This window comes from Gammaproteobacteria bacterium (genome assembly GCA_013214945.1).
Classification (GTDB): Bacteria; Pseudomonadota; Gammaproteobacteria; order Enterobacterales; family Psychrobiaceae; genus Psychrobium.
The window spans coordinates 170874-190330 of sequence record JABSRT010000003.1; the positions used below are offsets into that span (position 1 = coordinate 170874).

At 41.5% G+C, this 19457-nt stretch carries 17 protein-coding genes; 8 read left to right on the forward strand and 9 right to left on the reverse strand.

Annotated features, from left to right (window positions below; genetic code table 11):
* Nucleotides 1–119: 119 nt before the first annotated feature.
* The 7 genes from HRU23_02805 (at nucleotide 120) to HRU23_02835 (ending at nucleotide 9255) form a co-directional block, all read left to right on the forward strand.
* Nucleotides 120–2285 carry a TonB-dependent siderophore receptor gene (locus HRU23_02805; protein NRA53052.1) on the forward strand — a complete coding sequence of 722 codons (2166 nt, stop codon included), beginning with the start codon at nucleotides 120–122 and terminating at the stop codon, nucleotides 2283–2285.
* A gap of 440 nt (nucleotides 2286–2725) precedes the next feature.
* Nucleotides 2726–3133, forward strand: a complete 408-nt coding sequence (locus HRU23_02810; GenBank protein ID NRA53053.1) for a GNAT family N-acetyltransferase — start codon at nucleotides 2726–2728, stop codon at nucleotides 3131–3133.
* A gap of 348 nt (nucleotides 3134–3481) precedes the next feature.
* Nucleotides 3482–4927 (forward strand): biotin carboxylase, encoded by a 1446-nt coding sequence (locus tag HRU23_02815; protein ID NRA53054.1) that lies wholly within the window; start codon nucleotides 3482–3484, stop codon nucleotides 4925–4927.
* 294 nt (nucleotides 4928–5221) lie between these two features.
* Nucleotides 5222–6136, forward strand: a complete 915-nt coding sequence (locus tag HRU23_02820; GenBank protein NRA53055.1) for a carbon-nitrogen hydrolase family protein — start codon at nucleotides 5222–5224, stop codon at nucleotides 6134–6136.
* Nucleotides 6129–7121: a hypothetical protein gene (locus tag HRU23_02825; GenBank protein NRA53056.1), complete on the forward strand. Its 993-nt coding sequence runs from the start codon at nucleotides 6129–6131 to the stop codon at nucleotides 7119–7121. Before HRU23_02820 ends, HRU23_02825 begins: the two co-directional genes overlap by 8 nt.
* Before the next feature lie 247 nt (nucleotides 7122–7368).
* On the forward strand, nucleotides 7369–8208 hold the full coding sequence (locus HRU23_02830; protein ID NRA53057.1) for a hypothetical protein: 840 nt from the start codon (nucleotides 7369–7371) through the stop codon (nucleotides 8206–8208).
* A gap of 207 nt (nucleotides 8209–8415) precedes the next feature.
* Nucleotides 8416–9255 carry a methyltransferase domain-containing protein gene (locus HRU23_02835; protein ID NRA53058.1) on the forward strand — a complete coding sequence of 280 codons (840 nt, stop codon included), beginning with the start codon at nucleotides 8416–8418 and terminating at the stop codon, nucleotides 9253–9255.
* Between the two features lie 305 nt (nucleotides 9256–9560).
* On the opposite strand, the gene HRU23_02840 is transcribed toward HRU23_02835, so the two are convergent.
* From HRU23_02840 to HRU23_02870, 7 genes are all read right to left on the reverse strand, one after another.
* Nucleotides 9561–9959 (reverse strand): hypothetical protein, encoded by a 399-nt coding sequence (locus HRU23_02840; GenBank protein ID NRA53059.1) that lies wholly within the window; start codon nucleotides 9957–9959, stop codon nucleotides 9561–9563.
* A 236-nt stretch (nucleotides 9960–10195) separates the two neighbouring features.
* Nucleotides 10196–11739, reverse strand: a protein-coding gene (locus tag HRU23_02845; protein NRA53060.1) for an IS3 family transposase whose coding sequence is annotated in 2 segments (ribosomal slippage) — nucleotides 10196–11274 and nucleotides 11274–11739 — 1545 coding nt in all. Because the reading frame shifts where the segments join, the coding sequence is not laid out codon by codon here.
* 52 nt (nucleotides 11740–11791) lie between these two features.
* A complete protein-coding gene (locus HRU23_02850) occupies nucleotides 11792–12481 on the reverse strand; it encodes a hypothetical protein (protein NRA53061.1) in 690 nt (229 codons plus the stop codon).
* A 402-nt stretch (nucleotides 12482–12883) separates the two neighbouring features.
* Nucleotides 12884–13609: an amino acid ABC transporter ATP-binding protein gene (locus HRU23_02855; GenBank protein ID NRA53062.1), complete on the reverse strand. Its 726-nt coding sequence runs from the start codon at nucleotides 13607–13609 to the stop codon at nucleotides 12884–12886.
* 19 nt (nucleotides 13610–13628) lie between these two features.
* Nucleotides 13629–14576 carry an amino acid ABC transporter permease gene (locus tag HRU23_02860; protein ID NRA53063.1) on the reverse strand — a complete coding sequence of 316 codons (948 nt, stop codon included), beginning with the start codon at nucleotides 14574–14576 and terminating at the stop codon, nucleotides 13629–13631.
* Between the two features lie 77 nt (nucleotides 14577–14653).
* Nucleotides 14654–15463 carry a transporter substrate-binding domain-containing protein gene (locus HRU23_02865; protein NRA53064.1) on the reverse strand — a complete coding sequence of 270 codons (810 nt, stop codon included), beginning with the start codon at nucleotides 15461–15463 and terminating at the stop codon, nucleotides 14654–14656.
* A 543-nt stretch (nucleotides 15464–16006) separates the two neighbouring features.
* Nucleotides 16007–17233 (reverse strand): aminotransferase class V-fold PLP-dependent enzyme, encoded by a 1227-nt coding sequence (locus HRU23_02870; GenBank protein ID NRA53065.1) that lies wholly within the window; start codon nucleotides 17231–17233, stop codon nucleotides 16007–16009.
* A 182-nt stretch (nucleotides 17234–17415) separates the two neighbouring features.
* Here HRU23_02870 and HRU23_02875 point away from each other — a divergent pair, with 182 nt between their 5' ends.
* The gene (locus tag HRU23_02875) at nucleotides 17416–17880 is read left to right on the forward strand and encodes an Lrp/AsnC family transcriptional regulator (GenBank protein ID NRA53066.1); all 465 of its coding nucleotides are present in this window, start codon (nucleotides 17416–17418) and stop codon (nucleotides 17878–17880) included.
* Between the two features lie 43 nt (nucleotides 17881–17923).
* Here HRU23_02875 and HRU23_02880 read toward each other — a convergent pair whose 3' ends face one another.
* Nucleotides 17924–18838 (reverse strand): homocysteine S-methyltransferase family protein, encoded by a 915-nt coding sequence (locus HRU23_02880; GenBank protein NRA53067.1) that lies wholly within the window; start codon nucleotides 18836–18838, stop codon nucleotides 17924–17926.
* Nucleotides 18839–19033: 195 nt separating this feature from the next.
* Nucleotides 19034–19438 carry a helix-turn-helix domain-containing protein gene (locus tag HRU23_02885; GenBank protein ID NRA53068.1) on the reverse strand — a complete coding sequence of 135 codons (405 nt, stop codon included), beginning with the start codon at nucleotides 19436–19438 and terminating at the stop codon, nucleotides 19034–19036.
* Between the last annotated feature and the right edge of the window lie 19 nt (nucleotides 19439–19457).

Consider the following 19457-nt stretch of genomic DNA (forward strand, 5'->3'; position numbering starts at 1 on the left):
GATATATCGTAATGGTATGTTATATATGAAAATAAAAGACACTCAGTAATACAAGTGATTATCATTTGTGATACTGTTCGCGCCTATTTTTTGGTTTATGTTTCTTTTGGAGTATTAACGTGAAGTTTAAATATCTTCCTCTTTCAGCAGCTGTAATGCTGGCCCTCAATCCATTATATGCAGTAGCACAGCCTGAAAATGTCAGCTCGTCTCAGGAAAATGACAACATAGAAGAGATTACAATCAGCGGTAAATACAGTGTTTCTCAATCGTTAGACACTGCTACTGGCCTTGGTTTATCACTGCTAGAAACACCACAATCGGTGTCTATTTTAACGCATGAGCGTATGCAGGATCAGAATATTACGTCTATTTTGGATGCTGTAAATAATGCCGTGGGTGTCACTTCTGAAGAAGTTGATAATGTTCGTAATTCTTTTTCTTCGCGTGGATTTAGCGTTGACAGTTACCAAATCGATGGCGTGCCAACGTCTTGGAGTTTGGGTGGTGATTCCGGTGAAACGGTTGCTGATACCGCTATTTATGAGCGGATCGAGTTTGTACGTGGGGCAACGGGTTTATTAACGGGGGTCGGTGACCCTTCAGCGTCGATTAATTTAGTACGAAAGCATGCTGACAGTGCAGAGCTAACAGGTTATGTCGATGTGGCGACTGGCAGTGGGGGGCTACAACGTCTTACCGCTGATATTTCATCAGGATTAAACGAAGAAGGCACTATTCGTGGTCGTGTTGTTGCTAGAACCCTCACTAGGGAGTCTCATGTTGATTATTATGAAGACAATAAAGAGATTTTTTACGGTGTTCTAGAAGCTGACGTTACAGATTCAACATTATTGCGTGTCGGTGCTAGCTATCAGCACAGTGATCCGAAAGGAGCCGTATGGGGGCTGATGCCTGCCTTTTTCTCGGATGGCACTCGCACCGACTGGGATGTATCAGATACTACAGCGATGGACTGGAATCGCTGGGAAACAACAAACACTAATTACTTCGCTAGCGTCAATCATATATTGGATAACGGCTGGGAAATTATTGCTAACTACAACGCAATAAAATATGAAAAAGATACGCGCTTATTGTATGTATCAGGCAGTTTAGATAAAGACACTGGCGCCGGGTTACAAGCTCAGCGTTATCGCAGTGATGGGGAATCAAAGCAAGACAGTTTTGATATCCAATTAAAAGGTGATTTTACACTATTTGATCAACAGCATGAGTTTGTTGTTGGTGCGTTACATAGCCAGCATGACGCAGACACCTTCACGCAAAAACCAATCGGCGGTTTCACGAGCGCATGGGGCTATGACTATGTACTAGTTGATAACTTCTACGATTGGGGTAGCTTACAAGAACCTGAATGGGAAGATCAAAAAACTCAAACTCAAGATATGTCAACAGAGCAGCGCGGTTATTATGCAGCAACTCGTATTGCTGCTAGCGACAACTTGAAATTTATTGTCGGTGGTCGATTAGCAACTTGGTTACGTAAAGGTTTTGACTGGGGCGGCGACGTTGATTATGGCGATAAAAATGAGTTCATCCCTTATGTAGGTGCTTTGTATGATATTACTAGCCAACATCGGGTTTATGCCAGCTACACCGAAATTTTCAAACCACAAAGCGAGCGTACTGCGACTGGTGAACTTATTGAGCCTTTAGTTGGTAAAAGTGCTGAAATTGGTTTAAAGAGTTCATTCTTAGACGACCGTTTACATACGACTGTTTCGATATTTAATCTTGAACAGGATAATGTCGCTCAGATTGATACCGACTTTGTGGGTACTCCAGTGCAAACTACCGCGTATATCACTGCGCAAGGTACAAAAAGTACAGGTTTTGAAGTTGAAGTGGTTGGCCAGCCAGTTGATGGCTGGAACATTACTGCCGGTTACTCACAGTACAATGCTGAAGATGCTGACGGTAACGATATAAATACTGACAATCCAACCAAACAGTTTAAATTGTTCAGTACTTACCAATTTAATGGCGACTTAGCTGGGCTTACTATTGGTGGCGGACTAAATTGGCAAAATGAAACCTATTCAACGGGTACAAACCCTGTTGGAGTTACGGGGCGATTCACACAAGACGCTTATGTGTTAGCTAATTTAATGGCGCGTTACGAATTTACCAATGCGTTAAGCGCACAATTTAATGCGGCTAATATTACCAATGAAACATACTACACTCAGGTAGGGTACTTTAGCTCGTTCCGTTATGGCACACCTAGAAATTACACCGTGAGTGTTAAATATAAATTTTAATTAATCTTGCCACTTAAAAGCACCACAATGTGGTGCTTTTTTTTATTGTTTTTTTGTTTTCGCTCCCTTTCTATCACGTTGTTTTTTGCTCTTTTAGTCATATTTATTGCTGCTGAAGCCAATAAATAACAGGGCAGAGTTATGCCGTAAATGTTCGCCAAGCAGCACCTTCACTGGGCAAGCCCAATTAGCTAAAATCTATGAATAAAACTTATATGAATAAAGCTTATGAGTGTCCAAAAATATCCTGTTACGATTACGTTGTAGTACCAAGTATGAAAGGGTATTTCTGCTATAAACTCATGACGGTGAAATCGCGGCAAGGCTGAGATTAGATCATCTTACTTTAGGCCCGTTGGGGTCGAGCACAATGTGGTTAAGGTTGATGATTATCCGTTTTCTTTGCTAGAAATTGAAATAAAATGAGATATTTAACTTAGATGAAAATTAAAAAAATTGCTTGGCAGCAAACTATCCCGCTGCGCCATGGCGTATTATGGCCTAATAAACCGCCAGAGTTTTGCCATGTTGATGGCGATGCCGCTGGTTTAGACTTTGGCGCTTTTATTGATCAAGAGCTTGTTTGTGTCGCTTCAGTTTATCTTCAGAACAACAAGGCACAGTTACGCAAATTTGCGACCGATGAACGCTACCAGCACCAAGGAATTGGCTCGAAAATGTTAAAACATATTATTGAGTGGTTGCAAAACACTCAAGTTGAGAGTTTTTGGTGTGACGCTAGGGAAACTGCGTTAGGTTTTTATCAACGTTTTGATATGGATACATGCAGTGAACGTTTTTGTAAAGCCGGTGTTTATTATTATAAAATGGAAGTTTTTTTACGGTAATTTGTCGGTAAATATGTGGTCATAAAAGTTCAACTAACCTAAATTTATTCCTATTTTTGTTGACCGTTATTTAAGCCAATTTAAGTTTCTCGTTAGTATTTTGGGGCCAGTCATCTAGAACCTATGACTGGCCCTTTTTTGTTTCTATTTCCCCCCAAATATCCAAAATTAAACGCAATTTACAAAAGCTTAATGAGGATAGATGTTTTTGGTTAAAGTTTAGTCTTTCTCAAACTTAAGGTTTAATGTTTAGTATTTAACTTAGGTAACTGTTCATTTATTATCACCTTTTAAACAAGTCAGATAACTTTTATTAACGTTGCGTAACAAAATTAAGGGAACAGGGACATGAAAAAACTCAATGGTTTAACGGAAATTTATAAATTTTTTCGCACTTATAAAAAACCTATTTATTTTGTTTCGGCGACGCCTTTTAATATTCTAGGCTTAGGACAATTAGTGCCGACGCTGCGTTATATTAATTACTTTGATTGCTTTGACGGTGTGCACCATCGAGTGTTCACGCCTAAAGATCGTGGCTATCCAGAATTTACCAGTTTGGAAGATGTTGTAAACTACCTGATGGAGCATCAGGAAACTCATGACTATATGGCCAGACAGGGTCAGGGCGGTCATATGCTGGCGGTGATGTTTGATGAAAAAACAGAACAGTTGGCTAAAAACCTTGGTATTAATTTCGCGATGCCTCCACATAAACTACGTAACCATTTAGATTCAAAGATAGTAACCACACAAATTGCCAATGAAGCAGGCGTTGCTAGCGTACCTAATGTGTTAGGTACGGCTGACAACTATCAAGAATTAATGGTGCTGGCCAAGTCCAAAAGATTAGGCAACGATCTTGTTGTGCAGACCCCTTATGGTGATTCAGGAAAAACGACCTTCTTTATTACCACAGAAAAAGATTGGCAACAGCACGAAAAACAGATCATTGGTCAAGAGATCAAAGTGATGAAACGCATCGACCCACGGTGCGGTACTGTTGAAGCTGTCGCGACCAAGCATGGCACCATTGTTGGCCCTATTTTAAGTGAATTAGTTGGTCATAAAGAGCTGACACCTTTCAAAGGTGGTTGGTGTGGTAATGAGGGTTTTGTCAATATTCTTGATGCCAAAGCGCGTACTAAGTTAGAGCGTATGGTGAAAAAATTTGGCGAGCGACTTTATAAAGAAGGTTATAAAGGCACCTTCTGTATTGATTACCTGATCGATAAAAAAGATGGCTGCATGTATCTAGGTGAGCTTAATCCGCGCATCAGTGGCGCCTCGCCGATTACCAACTTATTGACCCAAAAGTACGGTGGCGTGCCATTACTCATGTTCCATTTGCTAGAGCATATGGGCATTGATTATGACATTAACATTAAAGAAATCCAAAAACGCTGGCGTGATTTTGATACCTGGAGCCATGTGATATTTAAACACACCGGTGACGATGTTAGGATTCTTTCTCAAGTACCGCGTTCAGGTATATGGCGCACAACCAACAATAATGACGTAGAACTAGTTCGCCGTACTGCCGATTGGAGTAATGTGTCGGGCATGGACGAAGCTTTCTTTTTACGTATATTAGGACCGGGTGAATATCTTTATAAAGGTGCTGACATGGGCGTATTATTAGTTCGTGGTCATTTGCAAACCTCGTCAGATAAACTGACTCCGCGTGCTAAAAATTGGGTCGCAGCAATGAAAGGGCAGTTCCAATCATCGGATGTTTACTCTGGCGCGCATCCGAGCTTGTCTGACGACAATATTCTCACTAAGATTTTTTAACACAAACTGCCACAATGTTGGCCGTTCAATGAATGACAATTTTTATCAGTAAACCCCTGCATTTGTAATCCGCTGGTGTATAGCAATATGTAAGCGCGCGCATAATCCCTGAGTTAAATAATTGAGGGGATTATGGCGGGCTTTTTATAAAACCTATCATGAGTTTTTCAGGCGATTTGTTAAAATTCTCAGGTCAGTTCACTTGGCTGTTTTCGACATTAAAAATAAATCTAAAATTTTGAGTTAGCAGCTTTAGTAACTCCATGAAAGATAATCAATAGGACAAAAATAATTATGACACCATTTGGTATTGCAGGCATACAAATGCAATTGCAACATGGCAGCAATGTTGATGCGATTGAAGAACGTATCGATGTGTTGATGAGTTTATACCCTTGGGTAGAAATGGTTTTGATTAGCGAATTAGCCGCTCATGGTCCGTTGCATGCTTATGCTGAGACTATGCCAGGCATTACGGAAGAGCGCTTTTGTAATATGGCACGCAAACATAATATTTGGTTAGTGCCAGGTTCTATTTTTGAGTTACGAGATGATGCTATTTTTAATACGGCGCCGGTGATTAATCCGCAAGGTGAAGTCATTGCCCGTCATCGAAAAATGTTCCCATTTTGTCCGTTTGAAGAAAATGTTGAAGCCGGTGATGAGTTTGTGATTTTTGATGTGCCCGGCGCTGGCCGCTTTGGTTTATGCATTTGTTACGACATGTGGTTCCCTGAGGTGCTTAGAACCTTAACCTCAATGGGCGCAGAAGTAATATTGCATCCGGTATTAACGGGGACAAACGACCGTGACATTGAATTAAATATTGCGCGCAGCAGTGGGGCGATGTTTCAAAGCTATATTATCGACATCAATGGGCTAGGGGTTGGTGGCGTTGGCCAATCTTGTATTGTTGACCCGTCTGGGCGGGTTGTTCATCAAGCCGGTGGTACTGATGAATTCTTAGTCACAGAGATTGATTTTGACTTAGTTCGGCGTCAGCGAGAAGTTGGTTTGCGTAATTTGGGCCAGCCGTTAAAAAGCTTTAGAGACAGCAAAGTTAATTTTACCGTTTATAACAAAGAGCTGCGGGGGAATGGTTATCTTGATAATTTAGGTCCAATGCAAAAAACGTCACGAGCAACTAAACATGTCATGGCGCCAGAGCCTAGTTTGACTATCCCTAACGAAGATAACTTCAATGGGTAATCAGCCCCCAGTGTTGGGGTTTTCTTCGCTGGTTGAACATTACCTCGGTGAAAAGCTTGCATTAATTTATGCCAAAAACCAACCTGCATATCAGCGTTGGTTTAGTCGCTCAACCCAGCGTATTAGCGCCGAGCAAGGCCGTGATAAGTTACAACATTATATGCCAGAATTACTCGCCACTTATGATGGGTTATGTCATGCACTAGGGGGGGATGAGCAAACTGGACAATTTTTAAGTTTATACAATCCCCCGGTTTTTCGTGCTGGTTGCTCGCAGGCGGGGAAATCTCATCACATTGTTGAACTGGTGCGTAATTATGATTTTCCGGCACAGTTGTGTGACCGTTTGTTATTACATACTAACTGGAATGGCACCAAAGTGATCGCGATGGCCGATTGCTTATGGGGTATTTTAGATGGCATGAATGAGCACGGTTTGGCCGTTTCTTTAGCTTATGGTGGCAGACACCGGCATGGTAATGGTTTTGCGATAACACTGGTTTTGCGTTATATCTTGGAATTTTGTCGAAGTACCGATGAAGCGGTGGCGGTATTAAAGCGGGTGCCTATTCATATGGCTTATAATGTCACGCTGGTTGATTGCACGGGTAACATTAAAACCGTGCTGCTTTGTCCGGGAGAGGAAGTTCAAGTAACGTCGGTCTCATTTGCGACTAATCATCAACAAGGCGGCGCTATTGATGATATTGATGCCATAGCCGATAGTTATGTACGAGAGCAATATTTGTCGACATGTTTATCAGACCCACGCCAAGCAGCAAGCTCTTTGGTTAGTTTATTTCTGCAATCGCCTTTGATGCGAAAATCAAGCGAATGGCAAGGGTGGGGAACATTGTATACCTCCCGTTATTTACCATTATCTGGCGTGGTAGAGTTATATTGGCCAAATGGTCAGGTACTTAGCCAAAGCTTTAATCACTTTGTTGAAAGTGATATTAACGTCTGTTCTCCTGCTTATTTATAATGGGTATTATTAAACGATGGGGCTGACGTCTCTATAAAATTAGATATTATATAGGGATAAGCCTCGGTAATAAAACAGCCATAGACCCCATTAATCTTCATGCTATTACATTCATCTAAGTCACCCTTCGGCCATCAATGGACTTTCGTTAGCGCCCGTTTATGTCAATTTCTAACTGCTACACTGACTAAGGCACAAGTGATAATAAGCACTTTCAACTTAGGTAAAAGTGGCGTGAGGAAATACTATGACCAGCTTTGTCAGCAAGTTAACCACTTTATTGGTAATTCTAATAAATCAGGTCGTTGGCGCTCAAGAGCTGTTACCAGACAAAGTTTGCCCAGTAATTTTCTCTAAATCTGATTCGTTTACTGCTAATTCTCTAACTGTTAAGTCTCTTGCTGATAAGCCTCTTGAGTCTGAATCTAATGTTTTGGGGATTTTAGTTATTTCCAAAGCTTGGTTTCATAATAGTGGCCAATTGGCGGGGTATATTGCTAAAGATGACGCGACCGGTATTGGAGTAGAAATTCATTTTTTTGCCAATAACATAGGGCAGGTTAGTGGTCACAATATTGCGCAATGTGATCGTTATCGTTTGTTGCAAGTACGCGCTGCTAATATCAAACGACCAAACGGTGAAGAGCCTATTCAAATCGACGTACCAGATAATACTGATTCACCATTTTATGACAATGGGCTACTTGAACATGGCTATGGCAGCCATCAAACCCCAGTTGATAGTGATGATAAACCTTGGGTTGGGCGCCCGACGAGGGCATCAACAGTCGCTATTTATGATACGCCGTTTACCGGTGATAGTTTGGGGATTGATGGTCTTGATATTAAAGTGGCATTTGAAACCTGTGTTGTTTGTCAGCGCGACAATGCCATTGATAGCATATTATCTTGTGTTAACTGGGGTTATCAACGCGACTTACTAGAACCTACCGGTCAGCAACTGACCAGTTGGAGCGAGCCGGATATTCTCGAGCGACAATGTCATGTTAGCGCCAGTGAAATCTTTTCTAATGCCTTAGACGGCTCTCATCGCATTGAATACCTTTCGGGATTAGACTGGCAATGAGTGCGCGGCTAACATTAACGTGTACTGCGCACGACAAGGTCAAATCTCTGATGCACTTGCCTGTTAAATTAGGGGCTAAGCATTTATTGAGTTGGTGACCAGCACTCTGATGCATTAACAATGCACTTAAATGATCTATTTAACTAAGCCTGTCTAACGCAAAAGTGTATAATAGTGGCTGTATTTTTAACGAGATAGACGAACTATATGCTTGAGTACTACCTTCATACCACAAATGCTCGACAGGCGCTGGAGGCCATCGCCAAAGGCCAGTCCAGTGTCCGAATTTCTGCTGATCTCAATATTACCGAGCAGGACTTTGCCATCAGTGATCAAGGCCTAGTACTTGACGAAGACAACCTACTTTCGATTAGCGAACTCAAAAAAATCGTTAAGAAGACCCAGCGAATATACCTTTGTACTGACGGCGAGATGGATCCGATTGAAGATCGCAGCGCTGGTTACTACAAGCTTGTTCCTACCGACGGATCGCCGCTGCTGGAAATTAGTGGTGTAAAAATGCATATATCAAAGGGCACCGACCCTTTTGTTAGTGCTTCTGAAATGGCGCAACAGGCGGTGCGCAGTGGCGACAAGGTACTCGATTGTTGCAGCGGACTGGGTTATGCGGCCATTGCTGCTCACCGATTAGGCGCCAGCGAAGTGCTTACTATTGAGCTGAGCTCATCGGTAATGGGAGTACGTGCGCAAAATCCTTGGTCAAAAGATTTAGGCAAAAAGGGAATTGTGCAACGTCAGGGCAGCAGCTTTGAGTTGATCACCACCATGGCCGATAGCTCCTTTGATTCGGTTATTCACGATCCACCGCGTTTTTCGCTGGCCGGCGAGCTTTATAGTGAAGAGTTCTATAGCGAGATCTTTCGGGTGTTACGTCGCGACGGACGGCTTTTCCATTACACCGGCAACCCACATGTCGTAAAGAAAGGCAGCAGTTTTGTTGACGGCGTTATTCGTCGGCTTAAAGCCGCTGGTTTTAAGCGCGTGGTAAAGGTTGAGCATTTGATGGGAGTCAGTGCGCAAAAATAATAAGATAAAAGGGGCGGTGATAGCTTGTTACTGGTTAGAAGTTGATGATAAAAAACTACTTGATTTGAATCTCTGATAGTTAGTTTAAGAGCATTCGCCCCTTGTTCAACGTGTTAAGACCAACTCCTATAGTTAACTGATCATTCTTGACTGTTTAAACAAACTATAACCCAAGTTGATCCGGATACGTGTCCCTAGAAACTAGGCAGTAGCTCTAAAATTGCTATACCACTGTGCATACAGTCAGGCTAGTGCTTTTTTATGAGCAAAAAATATTGCCAAGATAAGCACCTAAGGATACCAAACTAGTTATTCTTATGACCAATTAAATAAGGCGTAATTAGTTCTGCTGATTTAGCAGGATTCCAATTAAGATCGAGCAACCTTATCCATAGTCTATTTACAATATTATCTAAATAAATTGTTGCTCCTGAAAATCCACTGCTACTTAAATTTCCATTTTTATATAACTTCGATATGATTTTATCAGCCTCTTTTAAGTCCCCATGAGCTACCTTAGATCTAACATCATATAGTTTTTTAAGCGTACCTCTAAAATTATCGTCCTCATTAAGTAAATTTGTAATATAAAGAGGAACTCTGAATGACACTTCTGATTGCACATCGGAAAAGAAAGACTCAATCACAAAAAAAAGTAAAGGAATTTTTAGTTGAAGAGCGGATGAGGCAACCATATTGTACATGTGACAACTATATTCAAAATTATGCATAGGGGTAATATACTTAGATATATAGTCAGAGAATTTTTCTGATTCTAAGGATTTTATTGTATAAAGTTGCCATGCATCGTGCTGAACATAAGGCGTATGCTCTCTATAATCACTTTCAGAGGAGTTTGAGTCGGATAAGTATACTTTGCCCTTATAAAAATGTTTACCCTCTTTCGGTGTTTGTCAAACTAGTTGTCGCGATCACTACGTTATGCACTCTCAACTTTGACGATTTCTCGTTCAGGGTTTAGGTGCACATCTTGCGGTAAATCCCAATTTCGGGTGTCACCGCTCCAACGCTCAGGATTGCGTTCCTTAGCACGTCGATAAACTTCTTTTCTGTTTGTTAGCACTGCGTCCGCCAACCCCGAATGTCTTTGATGAGGAGTGACGTACTTGATGCCGCTATGTTTGTGGTTGAAGTTATACCAGTGGCTAAATTTCAATACCCAATCACGTGCTTCATCTATTGTTAAAAATCCTTTATAAGGATAATCAGGCCTATATTTGCACGTTTTAAAAATCGACTCGGCGTAGGCATTATCATTGCTCACGCGAGGACGACTAAATGACGATGCTACGCCTAAACTATAAAGGGTCTCAAGCATTGAGGAGCCTTTCATCGGGCTACCATTATCCGAATGCAGCACAAGCGGATTATCTCTAACACTTTCTTTTAAGTGGGTCTTTCTGATTAATGTCGACGCATTTTCTGCTGATTCATCATCATGAATTTCCCACCCAACAATCTTTCGACTAAATATATCTAATATCAAATACAGATAAAAATGCAGCCCTTTTACGGGGCCCGGTAGCCAAGTGATATCCCAACACCACACCTGGTTTGGCCCTGTAGCACAATGTGTCGTAGGCGCTTTTCTTTCTTTTATCTGACTACGCCCGCGAGCGTTTTGCTGCTTTTCTTCATGAAGAACACGATAAAATGTCGATTCAGACGCAATATAAATACCATTATCAGCCAGTGCAGGGACAATTTGACTTGGTGGCAAGCTTTTGAAGTCGTCACTATTGACGGCGGCCAGTAAATTGTCTCGCTCAGATTTTGACAGCTTATTTTTCGGCTCAGGGTGCTGGGCATTCGGCCTACCATCTGTTTTTATATTCCCATCAACAATCCACCGCTGATAAGTTCTAACGCTGATTTCAAGCTCGGCACAGGCTTTAAACCTTGCCGCACCAGAAGCAACAGCCTCAGTAATTAATTCAACCGCTTGAACGCGAACTGAGTCAAGGATCATTCGTCCTCGATTTCCCCCCAGATCGCATTTGCTTTTTTTCTTAGCACCAGTAACGCAGCTGTTTCAGCTAGCGCTTTATCTTTTCTACGCAGTTCTTTTTCTAATTGATTAATCTGCTTTTTGTCTTTTTTAGCTTCAATGGTGAAGGCTTTTTCCTGCTCCTTAACATTGGAATTAGCATCCATACAAGCACTTCGCCAAGCTGCTATTTGTTCTGCGTAAAGGCCTTTATTACGGCAATATTCTGCCAATTCGGCTTGATTTAAAGACGCTGTTTCCAACACTACCGAGAACTTATTTGCTGAAGACCATTGTTCAGCATTCTTTCCATTACCTGGCACTAGATGCCCCTTATTAACTGCTTGTTTACGCCAATTATACAAGGTTGATTCACCAATACCCATCTCGATAGATAATTGGGTGATCGGTATATTACTAGGTGGCATCATTTTCTGAAGAGCCGATTCTTTTCTTTGTGCTGAATAATGTTTCACAGTTAGTCCACGCCCTCTACTTAATTTAATGATTAAATATTAAGCGCGACAACTAGTCTGACAGAGAGGCTTTATAAGTTCCATTATATTTAATATCGCCATTCTTATACAATCGAAATAAGGCACCAAGAATAACCGGTGTAGATTGATTTTTAATTAAAGCAGGGCTTACTATCTCTATTGCACTAAAAACACGCTTAGAATTATTTACCTGCCAATCAAACTTATCATTAACATCCTCGCTCGTTAATTTTACCAAATTAATGTATTCATTAATTGAGATTTCATTTTCAATCTTCAAGTTTTCAAAAATAATAATATATTTTTCTATATTTTCCTGAGTTAAATCATGGCTAACTGAATTAGATATTGAACTTATTAAGATGCTTTCGTCAATTTTTAGGTTACTAATATCATCGTTACAATGCATTTTGTAACTTAATGATACTTTATTTAAGTGATCAAAAACCTCAGAATAAATACCATAAATTAGTGGGTAAATTTCAATTTTTACGTCTTTATTTTGACTGTTAGCTTTATTTATAAGTTCAACTAGTTTTTTGAAATTATCTAAATCTTCAAATTCTTTAATGATTTTTAAGTCAAATATACCACTAAAGCTCAAGTATGGTTGATTCTTTAAGTTAGTATTAATTACCGTTCCTATCCTCCCTGTTTTAATAAGTTTTTGAATAAGCTCGCTATATAAATCCTTAAAGCAGTCGGATATTTCTGTTTTCATTTATTTGCACCTATATTTGATGTGAGCTTTTAATTTGTGAAATTAATCTATTTCAAGCAGAGACACGTATCCGTATCAGCTTGACGATAACCGCGTTATTTATTTTCTATGTGGAATGACCACAGACGTAAATAAATGCCTTGTTCTCATCCGTTTTCCTCGTTAATAAATGGGCCCTTAATTTAACGAAATTGGTATAAAACCCTCCTATCTAGAACTCAAATTAAGTACTGTTCAATTGTCTATAACAAGGCTGTTATTTACGCTGTGTATCGCTTGTATGTTTAACTTTGAGCGTGAACTTGGATAGTAAATTACGAGACTGAGCTCGCAGGAGCAAGACAATAACAGGGCAAGGCTCGAATAGTTACCTATATTCGAACCTTAATCACCCAAGTAATATTACAACACCTTAGCCAAGAACTGCTTTAAACGAGGGTGTGCTGGATCATCAAATATTTTGCTTGGGACATCATCAATCAGCAGCGCGCCGTCTTCCATAAATACGACCCTGTCAGCCACTTCTTTAGCAAAGCCCATTTCGTGAGTCACGATAACCATGGTCATTCCCACTTTGGCTAAGCCTTTAATAACGTCGAGCACTTCACCAACCATTTCTGGATCTAGTGCCGAGGTTGGCTCATCAAATAGCATTAAATCAGGTGTCATCGCGAGCGCCCGTGCAATTGCTACGCGTTGTTGTTGGCCGCCCGACAAATGCGATGGGTAGTTGTTCATACGATCGGCTAATCCGACCTGCTTCATTAACAACGTTGACTGTGCCTCGACCTCTTTAAGTGGACGCTTGGCCACTTTTAGTGGTGCAAGCATCACATTTTCTAAGGCCGTTTTATGTGGAAAAAGGTTAAAGCTTTGAAATACCATGCCGATATTTTCACGCAGCTGATTAATGTCCGTCGCTTTGTCATACATGTCGACGCCATCAACCATTATGCTGCCAGCACTGATTTCTTCAAGCTGGTTAAAAGTACGTAACAAGGTCGACTTGCCTGAACCCGAAGGGCCAATAATAGCCACCACTTCGCCACGTTTAACGGTCACTGAAACATCTTTAAGCGCGTGGCAACCGTTAGGATAAAACTTATCAATATGGGTCGCGACAATCATGTTATCGCCGGTATATTCTCTAGTCACTGGCTGATAACCTCTTCTCTAACAGTTGAATGGCCCATGATAACGAACCCGTCAATAATAAATACAATGCAGCTACAGTAAACCACACTTCAAAAGGGGCAAAACTGCCACTAACCACTTCTCGTCCTGCTTTTGTTAAATCCGTTATTGCAATGACAGAAACCAACGAAGAGTCTTTAATTAAATTAATAAATTGCCCAGCCAGCGGGGGCAATGAGCGTTTGAACGCCTGAGGCAGCACCACATAGGTCATTGCCTGATAGTATGTCATACCCGTTGAGCGCGCAGCTTCCATTTGACCAACCGGAACCGCTTGAATGCCCGCTCGAATAATCTCGACCACATAGGCGCCAGTAAAAATGGAAAGGGCAGCGACACCGGCCGTGAATTTGTCTAAATCGAGCACGGTGCCGATAAAGAAATAGACAATAAATATTTGAATTAACAGTGGGGTGCCACGAATAACTTCAACGTAGGTAAAGGCCAAATCACGAGCAACGGTATTGTTCGATACCCGCATTAATCCAAAGACTAGCCCCAACAACAGGGCAAAAAACAGCGACACGAAAGATATTTTTATGGTCATCCATAAACCGAGCGCCAGCGGACCAAAGCGCCAATTATTAAGCTGTGCAACGCTGTCGCCTTGAAATATCAAGTCGCCATTACTGACTAGTTTATTGTCGTACTGGGTGATAATTTGCGGGGTATCACCATTGTCAAACTCAATGGTGATGGTGCCGTTATCAGCGACAAGTGCTGTACCATCGCTTTCGGCTGGGATATCTTGCATTTCAGTATTGATGACGTAGGGCCATAATCTGTCCCAGTGCCAATTGTAATTAATACTTTTGCCAGATAAATAGATCGCACCGACCAACGTCAACATCAATAAGGCATATATACCGTGCCCCATCCAGCGACCAGATTTAGACTGCATGTTATTACTTCTCTTAATTATTCTAATAAACTGAGCAGCGATGATGGCTGCTCAGATTAAGATGACCAAAAATGTGTTTATTGAACGTCTTTCAACCAACCATCTGTCTTAAACCACTTGTTGTACATGCGGTCATAAGTACCATCGCCTTTTATTTGGCGTAAATAGTTATTTAAAAAGTTTAGGAAGTTAGGATCGTCCTGACGAACAGCCCAGCCTAGTGGCTCATAAGTAAAAGGTGTGTCGAGGTGAACTAGCTTATCGCTATGCTGAGAACCATAAATTGCATTGTATGTGAAGTCATAAACGAAAGCGTCAGCCTTACCATTAGTTACTTGTAATACAGCGTCGACAGCGGTCTCGTATAGATCGATTTTAGCTTTAGAGATGTAACGCTTGGCAGCCGATGAACCTGTGGTGCCTAGTTTTGATACGACGGTGTATTTAGGGTCATTAAGATCTTTATAGCTGGTAATTTCGCCTTTTAATTTTGGTGAAATTAACAGTGATTGGCCCAAGACAATGTAAGGTGAAGAAAAATTAACTTTAAGATTTCGCTCTGGGGTAATAGTCATGCCGCCCAAAATAATATCACATTTATTGGTTTGCAATGCTGGGATGATCCCGTCCCATGCGGTATTTACAGGCACAAATTTTACGCCAATAGAACGCGCCATATGTTTTGATAAGTCGATATCAAAACCAATAAAACGACCGTCTTTGGTTTTCATTTCAAAAGGCATGTAACCCGCTTCGAAACAGACCTTTAATTCACCCGTATTGAGGATGTTCTCTAGTGCTGATTCGCCAGCAAAAGAGTAGGTTGCAGCTAACGAGCTGCATGAAAGAACCACACCTGCAGCAATGGTTTTCATGAACTTTTTCATAACATTCCTCATTATTAATTTATTTTTATTGATTGTATATTCAACAGCATCGTTGCTGTTGCATGCTAGGCTGGGTTAGCCTGAGCGGGCAAGAGTACCTTAATCAAGAACTACCTCACATACGGCTAAAGTCTTAGTATAAATTCAATAACTTACTCATCGGACGTGCACTACTTTGGTCGTGAAATATTAAGCGTTAAGCAAGGCCGTTATTATTTTCAACGCGGCAAGTGATAAGCACTCATATTGCGGTTAACAACTTATGTTGGTGCTCGGAGTTAGTCAGTTGGTGTTGACGTTACCATTGCTTAGTAAGTTGTATGAAATTTGTTAAATTTCATGACCTTAATATAAATTGTAATGTTTGCATCTTCGGTTTTTATGTTAGTGTTGCCACTGATGTTGCTCAATGTCGGCGCAGTAATTTGGAAAATTAGCGCTTAGGCAGTTTTTGGCCCAGCACTATAGCAGCACCATTGCAGCAGCCACAGGCGCTGCACTTATTTAGTGCTCCAGAACAAAATGCACTAAACAAGCGCAAACTCATCTAAGCATTTCGGTTAACTCTTGGATCAAATCACTGGCGGCTTCCAAACCAATCGATAAACGAATAACGCCTTGACCGGCATAGCGCAGGTAATCGGCTTGTTGTTCTGGCGATAATCGATAGGTCGCAGACATCAGTTCATCGGTTCGAATTAAAACCGCAAGGCTTCTCTGGTGGCCAATTGAAAAAGCATAATAAAATATCTTGGCCTCGGTCGAAAAACGCTGTTCAAGCAAATCCATATCATTGACTTGAAACACGATAACGCTGCCCGGTTGATCCATTTGTTTTTGAGCCAAATCGTATTGCGGATGAGAAGACAAACCAGGGTAGTTAACTTGGCTAACTCGCGGATGGTTTTCAAGCCAGGTTGCAATTTGATGGGCGGATTGGCACATCATATTCATGCGCGGATAAAGCGTTTCAATGCCGCGCATAATTAACCACGCATTATGCGGTGAAATTACTGCCCCGAGATATACGCCGGCTCTTGAACGAATTGACTCGATCAGTTTTTTTTCGCCAACCACACAGCCGCCTAACGCATCGCCATGACCATTGATGAATTTTGTTAATGAATGAATGACTAAATCGACCCCAAAATCAGCAGGACGAGTAATAACGGGTGTTGCAAACGTTGAGTCGACCGCCAATAAAATGTGTTGTGGTTTTAATAGGTCAGCAAGCGCCTGCAAGTCCGTGAGTCTTAATAGGGGGTTGCAGGGGGTTTCCGCAAAAACTAGCCGAGTATTAGGTTTTATTGCCGCAGCAACGTCAGCTATGTTTGACAGATTAACCGCGCTTACCTCAATCCCAAATGAAGGCAAAATTTGTAATGCCAACTCATTGGTTGCCGCATAACAAACGTCGGCAATAATGAGATGATCACCGGATTTTAATAATGAGAAAAACACCGCTGAAATGGCCGCCATGCCCGATGCCGTTGCATAACCATCATCGCAATGTTCCAACGCCGCGACTCGTTGCTCTAATTGACGCACCGTTGGATTGGTCCATCCGGCGTATGAAAAAGGCAATTGCGTTAAGTCGCCACAGCCATTAGCAGAGAAGCCGCCATCACCAGGGGTTAATTGATGATTAACCGACATCGATACATTGGGGGAAATAGCTTGGGTATTAGGATCAAGCTGTAAGCCGGCATTAAGGGCTAATGTTTGTGGCTGATAATGATGAGGCTGAGCTTGAGCTTGAGATATAGACATAGTCGAATAACATTGAGCTTGAAATTAATGTCACTAGTATGGGGCTAAAACAAGGAGTATTCTCGTCAAAATAAAACAGATCTCAGGATCTTTTATGCGTTATTATGGCGTTTTTGCAGAAAAACGGCAGGCACTGCTTAAGCTGTAAATTTACGCCAATGACATCAATATAAGATCCGCTCATGATACTCGACTCTTTTGACCTTAACATTCTCGACATTATTCAAAATGACTGCCGTTTACCGGCCGAAAAACTCGCCGAGCAAGTTGGCCTGTCCGCATCAGCGGTGCAACGACGGTTAAAAAAATTAAGAGACGCTAAGGTTATCACCCAAGAAATTGCGGTGATCGATGCTCAATATACCGCGCACACGATTAGTTTTTTTGCTGGACTAGAAATAGAGCGAGACAATTATACCGCGTTAAGACAATTTAAGGCTTGGGCAGACGATAAGAAAAACATTCAACAAATTTATTACGTGACAGGCAGCGTTGACTTAATGGTGTTGGTAACCGCGCCGAGCGCACTTGAGTATGACGCTTTTATCGAGCAGTTAATGGCCGCCAATCCGTTGATAAAACGGGTGACGACCAATGTAATACTCGATGCGCCAAAGAAAAGTTTTTATACCCCAACTAAGATATAAAAAAGTAACTTGCAGCACACGGAGTTACATTAATAAGGGCTGCTTAATCTTTTAAGCTTTGCGCAAGTTCCGCAATATATTCTGGACCAATGCCACAACAACCACCGATCAAGGTTGCGCCATTATCTATCCATTGTTGAGCCATTTTAGCATAAGCTAGTGGCGTGATATCTGCGCGTAACTCGTCTAAGCCGTCATTGGCTGTAGCATCTTTAGGTTGTGGAGGAAACGCATTGCCGTAGGCACCGAGCTTAATTGCTGGTGTACCACATTTAATTAAAGTCGCTTTAGCGACTATCAACGCTTCTTCAATTATTTCTGGCTGACTGCAGTTAAACAAAATGGCTTCAACACCGAGCTTAGTCATTGCTTCAACAGCATCAACAACTTTTTCACCAGAGCGCAGTAATGGCTGCTCTGTTTCTTCTGCATCTTCAATCGTAAAAGACACCCAAATAGATTTTTCAACTTTTGAGCGTAGCTTAATTTGTTCGATAACTGCGGTGGCTTCTGAAATTAAACTCTGGGTTTCAAGCAACCAAAAATCTGCGTAGTTATCTAGTCCGGCAATCAGCGGTGATACAATTTCGGCGACGCGTTCAGGCACATAAAGATCTGCACGGTACGAGCCAAACAACGGAGGAATTGAACCGGCAACACGTACATTTTTAGCTGACTTTTTAGCGACAGCTTGTGCCACTTGGCCAGATGCTTCAATTAGCGCTAAACCACGTTTAGCAAATGCTTCTTCGCCAATATGAAAGGGCACCAGTGAATAACTATTGGTGGTAATAATGTCTGAGCCATTATCAATAAATGCCTGGTGCACCTCTGTAACAATCTCTGGTGCTTGCATCATGGCAAGTGCCGACCATTCTGGTTGCTTAAAGGGTGCGCCTCTTTTTTCTAACTCTCTGCCCATACCACCATCAAGAATGGTAATTTGATTCTCATGCATAATAAACCTCGTAACTGGTCACAAACCGATAAAATAATGGCTGAACAATAATCGAAAATATGACTTGCTGCAATACCAAAAATGAATGACATATTACTTGTAGTTATCGTTGATTTTTTTTACATAAAAATTAAAATATTGAAAATACAATTTTGGCCCTGCCATAATATCTTAGGCCAAGGCAGCACTAATTAATCACAGTTTGCTATTGAGCCGCGGCCACTTTTTACTTGAAATATTGAGTAAGCGCAGAAACTTTGGACATTCCATATGATTAGTTTGCTTACAGGCGGCAGCATGGCGCAGGCCATCTCTCATCGCAATCATTTGTGATATTTGCTTATCAAGATCATCGGCTTTAGCTAACAGCAAATCACGATCAATTTCTACGCCATCGGGTAGCAACATTTCACTTATCTCATCGAGCGATAAACCGACATTGCGCCCCAATGTTATTAAGGCGAGTGTGTCGATGACCTCTGGCGAATAATAGCGCCTTAACCCATGGCGCCCGGCAGACTTTATCAGTCCTCTTTGTTCGTAGTATCGTAGTGTTGATGCGGGTAATCGAGCAATTTTAGCGACCTTTGCTATATCCATAAACTAGCCCTTGACTTAA

What these genes read in the sequence shown, in the direction of transcription:
- HRU23_02810 (NRA53053.1), top strand. Translation starts at nt 2,726, where the DNA reads ATGAAAATTAAAAAAATTGCTTGGCAGCAAACTATCCCGCTGCGCCAT.
- HRU23_02815 (NRA53054.1), top strand. Translation starts at nt 3,482, where the DNA reads ATGAAAAAACTCAATGGTTTAACGGAAATTTATAAATTTTTTCGCACT.
- HRU23_02820 (NRA53055.1), top strand. Translation starts at nt 5,222, where the DNA reads ATGACACCATTTGGTATTGCAGGCATACAAATGCAATTGCAACATGGC.
- HRU23_02825 (NRA53056.1), top strand. Translation starts at nt 6,129, where the DNA reads ATGGGTAATCAGCCCCCAGTGTTGGGGTTTTCTTCGCTGGTTGAACAT.
- HRU23_02830 (NRA53057.1), top strand. Translation starts at nt 7,369, where the DNA reads ATGACCAGCTTTGTCAGCAAGTTAACCACTTTATTGGTAATTCTAATA.
- HRU23_02835 (NRA53058.1), top strand. Translation starts at nt 8,416, where the DNA reads ATGCTTGAGTACTACCTTCATACCACAAATGCTCGACAGGCGCTGGAG.
- HRU23_02840 (NRA53059.1), bottom strand. Translation starts at nt 9,959, where the DNA reads ATGTACAATATGGTTGCCTCATCCGCTCTTCAACTAAAAATTCCTTTA.
- HRU23_02850 (NRA53061.1), bottom strand. Translation starts at nt 12,481, where the DNA reads ATGAAAACAGAAATATCCGACTGCTTTAAGGATTTATATAGCGAGCTT.
- HRU23_02855 (NRA53062.1), bottom strand. Translation starts at nt 13,609, where the DNA reads ATGATTGTCGCGACCCATATTGATAAGTTTTATCCTAACGGTTGCCAC.
- HRU23_02860 (NRA53063.1), bottom strand. Translation starts at nt 14,576, where the DNA reads ATGCAGTCTAAATCTGGTCGCTGGATGGGGCACGGTATATATGCCTTA.
- HRU23_02865 (NRA53064.1), bottom strand. Translation starts at nt 15,463, where the DNA reads ATGAAAAAGTTCATGAAAACCATTGCTGCAGGTGTGGTTCTTTCATGC.
- HRU23_02870 (NRA53065.1), bottom strand. Translation starts at nt 17,233, where the DNA reads ATGTCTATATCTCAAGCTCAAGCTCAGCCTCATCATTATCAGCCACAA.
- HRU23_02875 (NRA53066.1), top strand. Translation starts at nt 17,416, where the DNA reads ATGATACTCGACTCTTTTGACCTTAACATTCTCGACATTATTCAAAAT.
- HRU23_02880 (NRA53067.1), bottom strand. Translation starts at nt 18,838, where the DNA reads ATGCATGAGAATCAAATTACCATTCTTGATGGTGGTATGGGCAGAGAG.
- HRU23_02885 (NRA53068.1), bottom strand. Translation starts at nt 19,438, where the DNA reads ATGGATATAGCAAAGGTCGCTAAAATTGCTCGATTACCCGCATCAACA.